The sequence below is a fragment of the Streptomyces sp. NPDC060035 genome (assembly GCF_042736635.1).
Lineage (GTDB): Bacteria > Actinomycetota > Actinomycetes > Streptomycetales > Streptomycetaceae > Streptomyces.
This window is the reverse complement of sequence record NZ_JBHWVO010000004.1, coordinates 228,537-242,754: the sequence shown is the minus strand read 5'-3', so window position 1 is coordinate 242,754 and position 14,218 is coordinate 228,537. Positions and strand designations below refer to the sequence as shown.

Annotated in this window: 12 protein-coding genes; 5 read left to right on the top strand and 7 right to left on the bottom strand. The window is 69.4% G+C overall.

All coding sequences use genetic code 11. The features are described 5' to 3' along the window. Positions 1-96: 96 nt before the first annotated feature. The 4 genes from ACFWBQ_RS08300 to ACFWBQ_RS08285 all read left to right on the top strand — a co-directional run bounded on the left by ACFWBQ_RS08300 (position 97) and on the right by ACFWBQ_RS08285 (position 2,539). A complete protein-coding gene (locus ACFWBQ_RS08300; protein WP_385485413.1) occupies positions 97-372 on the top strand; it encodes a hypothetical protein in 276 nt (91 codons plus the stop codon). Further along, on the top strand, positions 369-590 hold the full coding sequence (locus ACFWBQ_RS08295) for a hypothetical protein (RefSeq protein WP_385485411.1): 222 nt from the start codon (positions 369-371) through the stop codon (positions 588-590). The genes ACFWBQ_RS08300 and ACFWBQ_RS08295 overlap by 4 nt, the downstream gene beginning before the upstream one ends. Before the next feature lie 105 nt (positions 591-695). Continuing rightward, the gene (locus ACFWBQ_RS08290; RefSeq protein WP_385485409.1) at positions 696-1,754 is read left to right on the top strand and encodes a VWA domain-containing protein; all 1,059 of its coding nucleotides are present in this window, start codon (positions 696-698) and stop codon (positions 1,752-1,754) included. 242 nt (positions 1,755-1,996) lie between these two features. After that, positions 1,997-2,539 carry a DUF1707 domain-containing protein gene (locus tag ACFWBQ_RS08285; protein ID WP_385485407.1) on the top strand — a complete coding sequence of 181 codons (543 nt, stop codon included), beginning with the start codon at positions 1,997-1,999 and terminating at the stop codon, positions 2,537-2,539. A gap of 394 nt (positions 2,540-2,933) precedes the next feature. Here the strand turns inward: ACFWBQ_RS08285 and ACFWBQ_RS08280 are convergent, their stop codons facing one another. After that, a complete protein-coding gene (locus tag ACFWBQ_RS08280; protein WP_385485405.1) occupies positions 2,934-3,599 on the bottom strand; it encodes a hypothetical protein in 666 nt (221 codons plus the stop codon). 873 nt (positions 3,600-4,472) lie between these two features. Between ACFWBQ_RS08280 and ACFWBQ_RS08275 the strand changes: the two genes are divergently transcribed. Continuing rightward, positions 4,473-5,690: an FAD-dependent monooxygenase gene (locus tag ACFWBQ_RS08275; protein WP_385485403.1), complete on the top strand. Its 1,218-nt coding sequence runs from the start codon at positions 4,473-4,475 to the stop codon at positions 5,688-5,690. A 67-nt stretch (positions 5,691-5,757) separates the two neighbouring features. Here ACFWBQ_RS08275 and ACFWBQ_RS08270 read toward each other — a convergent pair whose 3' ends face one another. The 6 genes from ACFWBQ_RS08270 to ACFWBQ_RS08245 all read right to left on the bottom strand — a co-directional run bounded on the left by ACFWBQ_RS08270 (position 5,758) and on the right by ACFWBQ_RS08245 (position 13,808). Further along, complete coding sequence (locus tag ACFWBQ_RS08270) at positions 5,758-6,486, bottom strand: ABC transporter ATP-binding protein (protein ID WP_385485401.1); 729 nt, start codon at positions 6,484-6,486, stop codon at positions 5,758-5,760. A gap of 11 nt (positions 6,487-6,497) precedes the next feature. Continuing rightward, a complete protein-coding gene (locus ACFWBQ_RS08265) occupies positions 6,498-7,394 on the bottom strand; it encodes an ABC transporter ATP-binding protein (protein ID WP_385485399.1) in 897 nt (298 codons plus the stop codon). Continuing rightward, positions 7,391-9,541, bottom strand: a complete 2,151-nt coding sequence (locus tag ACFWBQ_RS08260) for a branched-chain amino acid ABC transporter permease (RefSeq protein WP_385485397.1) — start codon at positions 9,539-9,541, stop codon at positions 7,391-7,393. The genes ACFWBQ_RS08265 and ACFWBQ_RS08260 overlap by 4 nt, the downstream gene beginning before the upstream one ends. Before the next feature lies 1 nt (position 9,542). Then, positions 9,543-10,745, bottom strand: a complete 1,203-nt coding sequence (locus ACFWBQ_RS08255) for an ABC transporter substrate-binding protein (RefSeq protein WP_385485395.1) — start codon at positions 10,743-10,745, stop codon at positions 9,543-9,545. Positions 10,746-10,881: 136 nt separating this feature from the next. Then, on the bottom strand, positions 10,882-11,286 hold the full coding sequence (locus ACFWBQ_RS08250; RefSeq protein ID WP_385485393.1) for a roadblock/LC7 domain-containing protein: 405 nt from the start codon (positions 11,284-11,286) through the stop codon (positions 10,882-10,884). Beyond that, complete coding sequence (locus tag ACFWBQ_RS08245) at positions 11,283-13,808, bottom strand: nitrate- and nitrite sensing domain-containing protein (RefSeq protein ID WP_385485391.1); 2,526 nt, start codon at positions 13,806-13,808, stop codon at positions 11,283-11,285. The genes ACFWBQ_RS08250 and ACFWBQ_RS08245 overlap by 4 nt, the downstream gene beginning before the upstream one ends. Positions 13,809-14,218 lie beyond the last annotated feature (410 nt).

The window sequence follows — 14,218 nt, the reverse complement described above, 5'->3', positions numbered from 1 at the left end:
CGGCCAACGCCGTCACGCTCGGCACTCGGCGTCCTGGAGGGCACGGAGTACGACGATCTCGACGGCAACACCGACGAACTGGCCGGCTACCGCTCCGTGCTGCACGGCCTGCGCCCCACCCTGCGCTCCGCGCGGAGCTGGGAGGAGGAGCTGGACCTGGTGGCCGACCAGGTGCTCGCCTGGCACGACGTCCCCCGCGAATCGGTGGCGATCTGCGTCCCCACGAACGACATGGTCACCCAGGTCGCCTACCGGCTGAAGCAACGGGGTATCGAGCCGACCGAGATCACCCCGGAAGGCCCGAAGAAGCCCGAGGGAGCACACATCGGTACCATGCACCGCCTCAAGGGCCTGAGGTACCAGCGCGCATGATCATCGCGGGCGTCTCCGAGTGCCTGGTTCCCTGGGTATCGGTGGACCAGTGGGAGCGCACCGACCGCTCTCGCCGCAAGCGTGAACTGCAGCGCGCACGCTCGCTGCTCTTCGTCGCGGTGACCCGCGCGCGGGACGCTCTGGCGATCTCGTGGAACGGAGAACCGAGCCGCTTTCTGAAGCCCCTGCAATCGGCAGCCACCGACCGGAACCAGTGACCGCACGCTCACGACAGGCGCGTGATTGCCCGTCAAGCTCCGTTGTCAGTGCCTACCCCTAGATTGGAAACATCACTTGGGGAGCCTCGGAGAAGGAGCAAAGACATGTCCGCCAACAAGATCCAGCACAAGGTTAATCACGTCGCGCTGGTAGTGGACTGTTCGGGTTCCATGCATCAGCATCAGGGTCAGCTCATCCGCGTCGTGGACGAGTTCGTGGCGGGCCTGAAAGCCGAGTCGGACAACCTCGGCCATGAGACCCGGATAAGCCTCTATTCCTTCGACCACAGGGTGGAGAACCTGGTCTGGGACATGGACGTGAAGCATCTGCCGTCCATGCGGGGCCTGTACAAGGTCAACAATGGTGCTACGGCCCTCATCGAGGCCTCCCTGAAGTCCCTGGACGACCTGGGCCACATCTGGGAGGAGTACGGAGAGCACAGCTTCCTGCAGATCGTGGTGACGGACGGCGAGGAGAACGCCTCCGGAGGCGACAGGCGGCACGACGGCGACATGACCATCCTCGGCCCCTGGCTCGACAGGATCGCGGCGAAGATGGGCAGGCTTCCGGGCCACTGGACTTCGGCGATCCTCGTTCCGAACTCCCTGGCGAAGCGAACCGCTCAGAACTACGGTTTCCCGGCCGGAAACATAGCTATCTGGGACGCGGATTCCCAAGAGGGCGTCGAGGAGGCGATCGGCACCGTGCGCGCTGCTGCCACCAGCTTCCTCCGGGGTCGCGAGCAGGGCGTGCGCGGCACGAAAAACCTGTTCGCCGTCGGCCAGGACATATCGGTCGACGAGGTGCGGGCGAACCTCGAGCCGGTCTCGGTCGACAAGTATCGACTCCTGAAGGTCGACAGGGAGGTCGAGATCCGCCCCTTCGTCGACTCGCATCCGGGCGTGACGTACGAACGCGGATCGTGTTACTACCAGTTGGGCACCCGGGTTCAGGTTCAGCCCGACAAGGAAGTCATCGTGGTCGAGAAGGACACCGACCGCGCATATACGGGCGACGCGGCGCGCAGCCTTCTGTTCGGCACGGGTATACACGGGACCGTCTCCGTGAAGGCGGGGAACAATCCCCAGTTGGAGGTATACGTGCAGAGTCGTTCGGTGAACAGGAAGCTCAAGCCGAATACACGTCTGCTCATCATGCTCTGAAGGGGTGAGCCGCTGGGGTGTTCTCCTCCACCGAGTCCGTGAAGCCGTGCCCCTTCCCGGCCTCCCGGCAGGCCGGCACCGCCGGCGCCCTGGACTTCACCGAACGGTCGCTCTGGCCGCATAGGTTCGCCGGGTTGGGCGATCAAGGCCATGATGACGAGCGGTCAGCCTCCCGATCAAATCCTTTGCCCGCTGTGAACATCGGCGCATTCGCATCGCCGGCACGGCAGTAGAGTGAAAAGGTGACCTCTCTGCCGGAAGGCCCGCTGCCACTGATCAGCGAAGACGACCGCGACATGGCCGTGCAGCGCCTGCAGGAGGCGTACGCGGAAGGGCACATTCCGCACGAAGATCTGGACGAACGCCTCCATAAGGCGCTCACTGCCAGGACGCACAGCGAGCTCGTGCCGGCTCTGGCCTCGCTCCCGGAGGAGAAGGCGGGCACCACGTCCACGATTGCCGCCGCGAGTGGACGGATCAAACGGCGTGGCGCATGGCGGGTACCTCGAATTCTCAAGGTCGAGTCCGCATTCGGACGCGTGCACCTGGACCTGTCCCGGGCGGTCATCGAGCATCCGGTGGTCGACATCGAGTTGCAACTCGGCACCGGCAGGGCCAAGATCACGCTACCTCGCGACGCCATCGTCGACATCGAGGATCTGCGCACAGGATGGAAGGACTCGTTCTACAAGCCCCGGCGCAGCTCCCGCCCCGGCGGGCCGAGGATCCGGATCTTCGGAACCATGGGATTCGGACGTTTGAAGATCCGCCACGCGCGGCGTTGAGGTTCCACCCGGCACCAGGACCATCTGTCCGGCACTTCCGCGTGGGTTCGTCGTATTGAGTTCAGGTCGCGGCTGCGAGCAGGCATCTGCCCGGCGCAGATAGGGGTGCCGGATCCGGGTCTGCGAGATGTGGTGCGCTCGGCCACCGCCTCCAGCGATCGGCTCGGACCTCACCGCACCTACAACCGTCAAGATCACCGACCCGGCGAGCCTGTGCGGGCGCAGCACCAGCGGTAGCGTCCGTCCGAGGCGACCCACCCCGCCGATTGCATCGGTGAGGCAGCGTACGGGCACCTCGGGTCAACGCGAACTGCTGAGGAGCAGTGGCAGCGTGGGGCGTCGCCGCGGTCGGTGGCAGTTGCAGCCCGGGAACGGTTCCGGGGCGTATGCGTACCTACGGCTCCGTGCCCGTCGGGGGTGGCGTTACGGACGGTTCGATGATCGACCGGAGGTATATCCGAGTCGTGCCTGGATTGAACTCGTGAGCGAAGAGATCGACGCAGCGCTGAAGGTACTTCCCCTCAGGGGTGGTGAGTTCATCAGGACAGACACCGCCCCTTGTCAGTCCCTGGACGAGAGTCTCCGGCTCCACCAGCCCCAGGTGAGCAAAGCGGGCAGCGGGGCGGTAATCCTTCTTCTCAGGACTCGAGTTCGGAATCAATTGAGTGCCGTCCGGCACGAGTCGGTTCGTGTACGTCTCTGCTTCCCGGCTCGGCAGGACAAAGGACAGGAGCCCCGTGTCGTAGCGCTGCCCTACCTTGTAGCCCGCACGCCGGTCGGATGCGGCCTCCGGGATGCGGATTCCCATGTGGCCGCTCATCCAGACCGGAGTCGCTCCGTCCTCCCAGCAGCAGTTCATCTCCTGCTCCGACAATTCCGACTCCGCGCGGTCGGCCACCCACCACAGCACGCCGACTACCGCGCCGCCGCCGACGCAGAACACCAGAGCGACGATGCCGAGTGCGACCGACAATCGAAGGGGAGGCTTGGGCTGTCTACCTGCAACGTCGTTACCGGGACTGTTCATGGATGCGCTCCTCTCTCCCGTCCCGCTGTTCACGACCGGGATCCGTGCGATCCGACCTGCTTGGAAAGGGCCGACCGGAGTCGCAATCGGACGGGCCGGGCCCGTGTGGTGGTTGGTGTGCCCTGCCCGAGTCCCTCGACGGCGATGGTCGGAGCCCGTCCATACAGTTCTCCGTATGACTTCCGAGATCATGAAGAAACTTGATCCCTACGGTCGGTCCGTCCCTTCCCAACCGCGCCGAGAACACTCCCGCACATTCACGAGGTGAGGAGCTGGGCAGCGTGTGGTGGGGAGGAGGGCATGAGGCGTGCGCCGGCGAGTCATTGTAGACAGGCGGTTGTCCCTGGGTGTGGAACCACGATCCCGCCCGCCGCGTCGGAGGATGCGGTCCTGTTGGCCGGCTGGGACGCTTCCGAAGCCGATGGTTGCCCGGCATGCACATTCAATGGGTGATTCGACGGGGCGATCGTGCCGCACGGGATCTCAGCCGGGTGAAGGTGAGCGCGGACGCCATCTGATCAGACGCCCGAAGAAGCCCGAGGGAGTACACATCGGCACCGGCACCATGAACCCCTTCAAGGGGCTGGAATACCGGCACCGTTCGGGAAGGAGCCACGGCCCTGTAGAACCCGGAAACGGCCGTCCGGGCTACTTCACGGTGACGAGCATGCCGGGCCTTCCGAGCTGAACCCAGCGGTGACCATCCGGGATCGTCGGTGACGCAGCCCCGCGTTCCTGCCCGTGCGCCGCTCGTCGACCGGGCGCTCCTCGATAGGGTTCCGTCCGGGTCCTGACCGCAGGGGATGGGAACAACGAGCGTTGTTTCAGGCGGAGTTGCAACCGATCATGCCAGGCGCGACAGTACCCGGAACGGCGACCGGAAACCGAGTGAGTGGAGTGCCAGTCATGCGTGGAGGCAGCATCGCCGTGGTCGGCGGCAGCATAGCGGGGTGTGCCGCGGCCCTGGCCGCGTCGCGCGGCGGAGCCGAGAAGATCACTGTCTTCGAGCGCGCCGACGCCCAACTCCGCGACAGGGGAGTGGGAATCGCCCTTCACAGCGACCGGTACGACGAGCTGAGGGACGCCGGGTACGTGGCCCCCGAGATGCCCTGGGCGCCACTGACCCGGCGCGTGTGGACAGAGCGCGACGGCGAGGTGGACCACGGCCGGGCCATCGGCGAGCAGCTGTTCCCCTTCCGCGCCTACAACTGGGGCTCCCTGTGGAGCGAACTGCGCCGCCGGGTCCCCGATGAGGTCTTCTACCGGCCCGGCACGGTGGTCACCGGCGTGGAGCCGGACGCCGACGGCGTGACGCTGCGGCTCGCGGACGGATACCAGGAGCACTTCGACGTCGTGATCGGGGCAGACGGGTACCGCTCCGTCGTCCGCGAGGCCATGTTTCCCGGCGCAGACGCGACGTACGCCGGTTACATCGGCTGGCGCGGTACGTCGTCGGACGTCGCGGACCTCCCCTCGGACGGCCAGGACGCGCACAACATCGTCTTCCCCGGCGGTCACTGCATGATCTACCGCATCCCGGACGGCGTCGGCGGGCACCTGCTCAACTGGGTGCTCTACACGCCGCCCCCGCAGAGCGACGGCCTCCACCCCGACCTGCGGACCCCGACCTCCCTGCCGCCGGGCCGGCTCAACTCGGAACTCACCGCGCACCTGCGCGCCCTGGTCACCGACAACTTCCCGCCGTACTGGGCGGCCAGGGTGCTCCGTACCCCCGCCGAGTCCACCTTCATCCAGCCCATCTACGACCTCGAGGTGCCGCACTACACCTCGGGTCGGATGGTGCTCGTCGGCGACGCCGCCAGCGTCGCCCGGCCGCACATCGGCGGCGGGAGCGTGAAGGCGCTCCAGGATGCCACCGCCCTGGAGGCCGCCTGGGTGGCCGGGGACAGCTGGAAGGAGATCCTCGAGAGGTACGACGCCCAACGCAGCGGAGTCGGAGCAGGCATGGTCGCGCTCGCCCGCAGGATGGGCAGCGCACAGGTCGAGAACACGCCCGACTGGTCCGCCATGGGCCAGCCGGAGTTCGACGTGTGGTGGCAGGACCAGAACAAGGGCTCCGACCGGCGCAGCGGCTTCGGCGGCCACAGCATCAAGGCCGGGTAGGCCCGGAACGCGACGAGGGCGGTGACCGTGTGCCGGTCACCGCCCTCGCGTCCGTACCGCTCCCGTCTCAGGCTGCCGTCGGCGAGAGTTCGAGTGCGGCGTGCAGCGCGGTGGCATCGGCGCGGGCTTCCGCGCCGTCCAGTCGCAGCGTCAGCCGCCCCGAGGTGAGGACCGTGAGCGTACGGGCGCACTCGGCTGCCTGGGCCGGGCTGGGGGACACCAGCAGTACGGCGATGCCCTCGTCCGCCAGCGTGGTGACCAGCTCGTGGACCTGCTGGACGAGCACGGGCGCGAGGCCCTCGGTCGGCTCGTCGAGCAGCAGCACGCTCGGCGAGCCGAGCAGCGCGCGGGCCAGTGCCAGCATCTGCTGTTCGCCTCCGGACAGAGCCGAACCCCGGTTGCCCCGGCGCTCGCCCAGCCGGGGCAGCAGGTCCAGGACGCGCGCGGGGGTCCACACGCTGGGGCGCGTGGTGTCGCCGCGGCGCGGCGGACGGTAGGACAGCCGCAGGTGTTCGGCGACGGTGAGCCCGGCGAACACGCGGCGGCCCTGCGGTACGAGGCCGATCCCGGCGCGGGCGATCCGGTGTGCGGGCTGCCCCGTCACGTCCCTGCCGTCGAGGCGTACGGTGCCGGCGCCGGGACGTATCAGTCCGGCGACGGTGTGGACGAGGGTGGTCTTGCCGGCGCCGTTGTGGCCGACGACGGCGTGGACCGTGCCGGCGGGCACCGACAGGTCGAGGTCGTGGAGGACGGTGCCACCGTGGTAGCCCGCGGTCAGGCCGGTGAGTTCGAGCATCGGGGGCCCGGTCATCCTCTCGCTTCGGTGGTGGACGGATCGGTGGTGGACTGATCGGTGGTGGACGGGGCGGCGGTGGACGCGACGATGTTCGAGGTGCCGGCGTTCGGGACGTCGCCGGTGGTCCTGTCCGCCGTCGAGCCGGTGCTGTGGTAAGCGTCGCGGACCTCGGGGTGCGCGAGCGCCTCCTGGGTCGGGCCGGTGACGAGGACATGCCCGGCCGCCAACACGGTGACTGTCGTCGCGAGTTGTGCGACGACCTCGACATGGTGCTCGACCAGGATGATCGCGACGCTCTCCGGCAACCCGCCGAGGATGCCGAGCAGCCGGCCGATGTCGCCGTCGGTCAGCCCGGCGGCCGGCTCGTCCAGGAGCAGCAGGCGCGGGTTGCCCGCCAGTGCGGCTGCCAGGTCGAGCATGCGGCGCTGTCCGTGGGAGAGCGTGGAGGCCGGCCGATGGGCGAGGTCCGCGAGGCCGACGGCCTCCAGATGACCGCACGCGGACTCGGTGTGCTGCCGGTAGCGGGACGGGCTGCGCCAAGCGCCGCGGCGCTTCGGGTGGTGCGGCCAGCCGGCCAGTACGACGTTGTCCAGCACCGTCAACTCGGATATGACCGAAGGCTGTTGGAAACTGCGGGCGATACCCATACGGCTGCGTCTGGCGGTGGCCGTACGGGTGATGTCCGTGCCGCCCAGGGCGATCGTGCCGTGGTCGGGCCGGTCGGTACCCGCGATGAGGTTGAGCAGGGTGGTCTTGCCGGCGCCGTTGGGGCCGATGACGGCGTGCCGGGCGCCTGCGGGGAGCCGCAGACTGACGTCGTCGACGGCGGTGAGACTGCCGTACCTGCGGGTGAGACGGCTGAGGTCCAGTACCGGAGGTGCCGATGCGGCGGTCGGTGCGGGCGTCATGGGGAGACCTTCCCGGCGTGGGTCGGGGTGGGTGCGGTCGGGAGCTGACGTTCGGGCCGTGGCCCGTCGGGCGCCGGCCCGCTCCGGCCGGACCCGCGCAGGCCGGCCAGACCGCGAGGCAGCAGGTACACGGCGGCGACGAACAGCGCGCCGAGCAGCAGTGGCCCGTGACCGGGCCATGAACCGGCGACCCAGTCCCGGGTGATGACGATGAGCCCGGCCCCCATCAGGGCGCCGATCACGGACGTCGTACCGCCGATGACGGCCGCCAGCAGCGCGAACGCGGCGATCTCGAAGCCGACGTCGGCGGGGGAGAGGTACTGCTGGACGGTGACCATGAGCGAGCCGCCGACGCCGGCCAGCGCGCCGGCGCAGATGTGCGCCACCAGCAGATAGCGCCCCACAGAGTGCCCCGAGGCGCGCATCCGCGCCTCGGCGCCCCGGGTGCCGGTCAGCAGCTTCCCGGCCGGGGAGCGCAGCACGAGCAGGGTGACGGCGACGGCGATGACGGCGACGACGAGCGCGTAGGTGTAGAGCTCGCTCTCCTCGAGCATCCCCTCCCCGCCCCACAGTGCCTGCGTGGCCGGGAAGCCGACGAGGCCGTCGGCACCGCCGGTGACCGACTTGAACTGGTTGATGACCGCCCCGGTCAGCTCACCGATGGCGAGCGTGATCATCAGCACGGTGGTGCCACGGGCCCGGATCACGGCAGGCCCCGTCACTACGGAGAAGACAGCGGCTGCGAACGCGGAGAGGACGATCTGGACCGGGCCCATGGTCCACCCGGCGTCCGCGAGATTCGCGGTGGCGTACGCACCGACGGCGAACGGTGCGGTCTGCCCGAGGGTGGGCAGTCCGGCGTAGCCGGTGAGGATGGTGACACCGACCGCGAGCAGCCCCAGAGCCAGGGCGGAACCGGCCAGCGAGATGCTGTACGGGCCGAGCATCCCCGGCAGCGCGATCAGTACCACGAGCAGCACGAGCAACGGGGCGGCCTGCCGCCACGCGGCCCCGCGCGGAAGCCACCCGCGACCCGAGAGGGAATCCTTGCCCTGGCCCTTGCCCTCGCCGGGCGAGACCATCGCACCGACCGAACCGCCGAGCTCCGCCGCGGACTTCGCGTCGTCCGCCTCACCCGCCGGTCCGGCGTCCGCTACCGGTCCGGGTGCCGTAGCGGTCCGGCCCGCCCCCGCCGCCCCGCGCGGCCGCCGCTGCAGTTGCGCGGCGAGGCGGCGGCGGAGCCGGGCCACCGGGTCCGGGGAGGGGTCCTCCGGGCCCGGCGCGGTCGCCGGTTCCGCGAAGCGGGAGCGGAGCACCAGCACCGCAGCCATCGCGGCGAAGAGCAGGTACGGCGTCAGGTCCGGCACCACCGAGATGCCCAGCGTCTGCACCTCGCCCACGGCGACCGCCGCGAGGAACGTCGCCCACAGCGAGCGCAGCCCGCCGAGCACGACCACCACGAGGGACAGCATCAGCACGTTCTCGGACGTACCGGGCCCGGGACCGATGATCGGTGCCCCGAGCACGCCCGCCGCACCGGCCAGCGCACCCGCCGCCGCAAGCACGCCGGTGTGCACCGCCCGGGGGCTGTGGCCGGTGGTCGCGAGCATCTGCGGATCGTCGGTGGCGGCCCGGACCGCCGCACCCATGCGGGTCCGGGTCAGCACCCACGTGCCGAATGCCGCGAGCAGCACGGCCATCACGATGAAGCCGAGCCGGTACGCGGGGTACCGGTGGCCCAGCAGCATCACCGAGGTGTCGAGCGCCTCGGGGACACGTACCGGAAGCTCGTCCGCCCCGAAGAACTGGATGAGCAGATCACCGCCGACCAGGGCGAGCCCGAACGTCAGCAGTGCTTGCGCGAGATGCCCACGCCGGGCGAGCGGAGCCGTCGCGGCGGACAGCCCCGCCCCGGCGGCGCACGCCGCCGCGGTTCCGGCGGCCAGCCCGAGGGCGAGGCCGCCCCAGGTCCCGTCACTCAGCTCGGCCCCCGTGTAGGCACCGATCGCGTACAGCGTGCCGTGCGACAGATTCAGCACGCCCGCGGTGCCGAAGGCGAGACTCAGACCGGCGGCGACCACGAACAGCAGCAGCCCGTAGGCCACCCCGTCCACCGTCGGTATGAGGTGGGCATCAAGGATTTCCATGTCAGCCGCCGAGCGTCGCCAGGTCCTGGACCATGACGTTGGCCAGCTGAGCACCGTCCGGCCGTACCTGGCGCAGGTACCAGGTCTGCACCGGAGAGTGCGCCTTGTCGCCGAACTCCCAGGCGCCGCGCGGGCTGTCGATCTGGCCCAGGCCGGCAATGGCCTTGTTGATGGTCTTCGGCGTCACGTCACCGCCCTTCACCGCATCGGCGATCGCCTTGTCCAGCACGGCCGCCGCGTCGTACGACGCCATCGCGTACGTGGTGGGCTGCGTGTCGTGCTCGGCCGTCCAGTCGGCGGCGAACTTACGGTTGGCCTCGTTGTCGAGGTCGGCCGCGTAGTTCAGGACCGAGTAGATGTCCTTCGCCGCGGGGCCCTGCGCCTGGAGCACACTGCCCTCGGTGACGAAGGCCGTGTACAGCGGCAGATCGGCGATGTCGGACTGGGCGTACTGCTTGGCGAAGTCGATCGCGGCCTTGCCGGCGTAGAAGCAGTACACCGCCTTGGCGTCCGTCTTGGCGATCTTGGCGAAGTACGGCATGAAGTTGGTGGTCTTCGGGAACGGCGTCCAGGTGGTCTTGCCGCCGGGGTTGGCGAGCTTCCCCTTGACCCGCTTGAACTCATCGGTGAAACCGCGCAGTTCGTCGTAGCCGCCCTGGTAGTCGGGGCCGATCGCGTAGACCGGTCCGTCGACCTTCTCCTTGACGTACGGGGCGATGGCCTTCCCCGGCTCGTCGGACAGGAAGCTCGTCGTCCACACGTACTCGAGGTTCTTGACGGGCGGCCGGCCGTTCGACCCCAGGAAGGGGATCTTGGCCTGGTTGACCAGGGGCAGCACCGCGTTGACCGAGCCGCCGCTGACGAGGCCCGTCAGCACGTCGACCTTGTCCTTCTTGACCAGTTTGGTGGCCGCGGGAACGGCGGTCGGCGGACCGTCGCCCTCGTCCGCCACGATGAGCTCGACCTTGCGTCCGCCCAGCTTGTTGCCGTGGGTGTTCAGGTACAGCTCGAAGCCGGCCCGCAGCTCGGTGCCGACCGGCTCGTAGGTGCCGGACAGGGAGGCCACCAGGCCGACCTTCACCGTGTCGTCGTCGGAGCCGCTCTCGCTGCTGCATCCGGTGACGGCTGCCAGACCGAGGGCGAGGACGGCAGCGCCGACCGGCCGGAGTCCGCGGCGGGGGGGAATGGATATGTCGAAGAACATGAGGGCTCTCATCGGGAGTATCGGGCAGGACGGGCGGCACTGCTGTGAGCGGGCTCGGCTTGCGGGGTAGCGCCGGTCGTAAGGGTCGTGCGGGTGGTGCGGGTTTGCGGTCGTACGGGAACGGCAGGCCCGGTGATCAGCGCGACGGCGGGATGCTCGCGTCGCGGACCTGGGGAGACAGCGAGTCACCGACCTGGTTGATCAGTTCGGACATCATGTAACTGACCTCACCGATGTCCGCGTCCCTGGTGGTGGTCACCAGCAGCGAGGCGCCGCTGGAGACGGCCATCGAGAACATGTAGCCGCCCTCCATCGCGGTGAGGCTGTGCTCGACGGGGTCGGTGTTCGTCAACTGGGCAGCCGCGGACAGCAGATTGACGACGCCGGAGGCGATGGCGGCCAGCCGCTCGGCATCGTCACGCTCCACACCGGTGTAAGCCAGCGCGAGTCCGTCCACGGACACGGCTATCGCCTGGGTGACTTCCGGGATGCGTCCGGCGAAACCGCTCAGGATCCAGCTCAGGTCGGTGGGAGAGGTCATTTCTTGGTCCGTTCGGTGTCGTCGTCGGTGGCGGAGCGCCCACGGTGGTTCGTGCTCCTGTTGATCCCCTGGGCGTAGGCCGCCAGGACGTCGGAGACGTGCCGGGAGTCCCGGCGGCGGGGCGACGGCCTCGGCGCGGCGGCGCCGGAACGCTGCTCGGTGCCGTCCCGTCTGCCCAAGGTGGGCCACTGCTGGGGCGTGTTGCGCTGCCGCAGGGGCAGCCCCGAGGAGCTGACTCCGGCGATGCGCGAAACCGGCTCGTCGTGGACGGGATGCGGGGCGGGCGTGGTCGCGCGCTCCCGCTCACGCGGATCGGCGCCGGATCCGCCACCGTGGGATCCGTGGTCTCCGGGCGGCGTGGCGTTGCCGCCACCCTGGTTCGCGCCCGGTGTCCCGCCGGGCCGGCCCGGCGCGTAGTCGCCGCCGACGGGAGCGCTGTGCGTGCCGGCGCCGGCACCCGCACCGACGGGGGCGCCGCTGCGGTCGCGCCACCCGCCCACTCCGGTCGGCCGCCTGCGACCGGGCTGTCCCGTCGGTGTGATCGGACGCGGCGCCTCGTAGCGCACACCGTTGCCACGGCTGTCGTTGCCACGCTCCTCGCCGAGCATGCCCTGGGGCGGCGGTGCGGCCTCTTCCGGGGCCACGGCGAGCACCTTTGCGGGCAGGGTGACCTCGGCGATGGTGCCGGGGCCGGACGAGTCGCGCAGTTCGACAACGATGCCGTGGCGTGCGGCGAGCCGTGCCACCACGCGCAGACCCATGGACCGTACGTCTCCGATGCCGGCCTGCGGTTCGAGCAGCGCGGCGTTGTGGACGGCGCGGCGTTCCGCGGGGATGCCCACTCCCTCGTCGACGATCTGCACGACGGCCCGGTCCCACAGCCGCCATACGGCGACTCCGACCTGCTTGTCGGGAGGCGAGAACCGGGTCGCGTTGTCGAGGAGTTCCGCCAGGATGTGCGCCACGTCGTGCACGGCGCGGGCGGTGACGCCGATACCCGATTCGACGACACCGAGAGACACGCGGTCGAAGCGCTCGATCTGCTGCGCCGCGGCGACGATGACGGTGGAGCAGCCGACGTCGGCCGTGCGCACCCGGGCGTGCCCGTAACCACCCAGCACCAGAAGGTTGTTGGTGTTGCGCTCCATGCGGACGGCGAGGTGGTCGAGGGCGAACAGGGTCTGCATTCGTACGGGGTCGGCCTCGTCACGCTGCACCGTGTCCAGTTCGGACACCATGACAGCAGTCAACTGCGCGCCCCTGCGGGCGACACCGACCAGTGTCTCGGCGAACTGCTCGTGAATGTGCGCCTGTTGAGCTGCGAGACGGACGGCCTCGTGGTGGACGGCGTTGAACGCCTCACCGACCTCGCCGATCTCGTCCTCGCCCGTGGTCCGGACCGGGTTGCCTGTCCGCCGGGCCACCTGTTCGGGCGTCGCGCCGCTCAGCGCACCGGGCTGGGACAGTTCACTCATCACGGCGGGTAGCCCGGTGTGGGCGACCTCGTGCGCGGCGTTGCGCAGATCGCGCAGCCGCCGGATCATGACGCGACCCAGGCGGATGGCGACGACGACGGCTCCGACCAGGGTCAGCACCACCAGGGCGACCTCGGCCCCGGCTATCCACATGAGCGTGGTCCGTGCGTCGGAGACCATCACGAAGACGGACTCGTCGATCCTTTTTTCCACCGAACGCAGAAGCGTCTGACGGTCGTCGGAAGCCTTCTGCCACTCCTTCGGGGTGACAGCGATGTCCTTGCTCGTTCCCGTACGCCCGATCTCGTCCTCGAGTCGTCGGGCCTCCAGCGCCTTCGCGCCGGAGAGGGTGCGCTCCAGCCAGGTCCGCCATTGGCCGGGACCGAGGTCGAACAGGACGCCGATCGACTCCGTGTAGCCCAGTCGGCCGGCGTCGAACATCCGCTGCGAGGCGGTCGTGAAGCCGCCCGCGGCCTGCGCCCTCATCACCGTGACCTGCTGCTGGGCCGTGTACTCGGCTGCCTCGGACAGGGCGGCGGCGGCGCGGATCCGGTCCGCGATGTCGGCGTCGACTCCGTCTGCCTGCGCGATGCCGACGCGGTAGCTGTTGAGGTCGGCGATCACGATGCGGTAGCCGAAGGCGAGCGCGGAGATGGTGCTGCTGCCCGAGCGCACCTGGGCTCGTAGGGCGGGCATCTCGTCGATGAAGCGCTCGATACGGTCCAGGGCGCCCTGTGCACTGCTGGGCACCTCGGACAGGTGCTCGATCCGGCCGCGGAATCCGGCGATGCTCGCATCGGTCGAGTCGGAACGTAATCGGAACGCGTCCGCATCTCCCTGTTTGGAGACCAGCGCGGTGGCTGCCGCCCGCTCGCGCTGTAACTGGTGGGTCAACTCTCCTGCGCTGGTCGCGGCATCGACCATCGCGGTCAGCCGGTTGGCCTGGAGCGCCTGGTTGGTGGCAGGTGCGAGGGCGAGAACCGAGAAGGTGACGGCCACGGTGAGAGGCGCGGTGACGAGGAGGACGAGGCGACGATTGATTTTCACTGCGCGGCTCCATCGTCGGAACCGGTGCTGAGTATCGGTGACACGCAGATACCTGTTAACGGGTTGTGGGGGGTTGGCGGGGGCGTCGGCACATCGTCCGCACCCTTGTCGATGGGGCGGACGGGGCAGACGGGGCAAGTGGGGCCCCAGTGGCGCGCCATGATCCTATGCCGTAGTACGCAGCTACGGACGGGTACATCATCGAAAGTTGTGCGCACCCAACAGTGCAGGAGAAGCCCAACTCGGTCACAACTGCCCAAATAACAAGCCCTCTTGGGCCCGGGTGGAGTGTCCGACGTGGTCCGGTGAACCGCGCCCGGCCGGCGGTCCGGCACACCATGCGCTCTGTTGCGGGGGCGACCGGAGCCGGTAGGGGCATCCGGTCGCAGCCGGTTCGAGACCTCTGCATC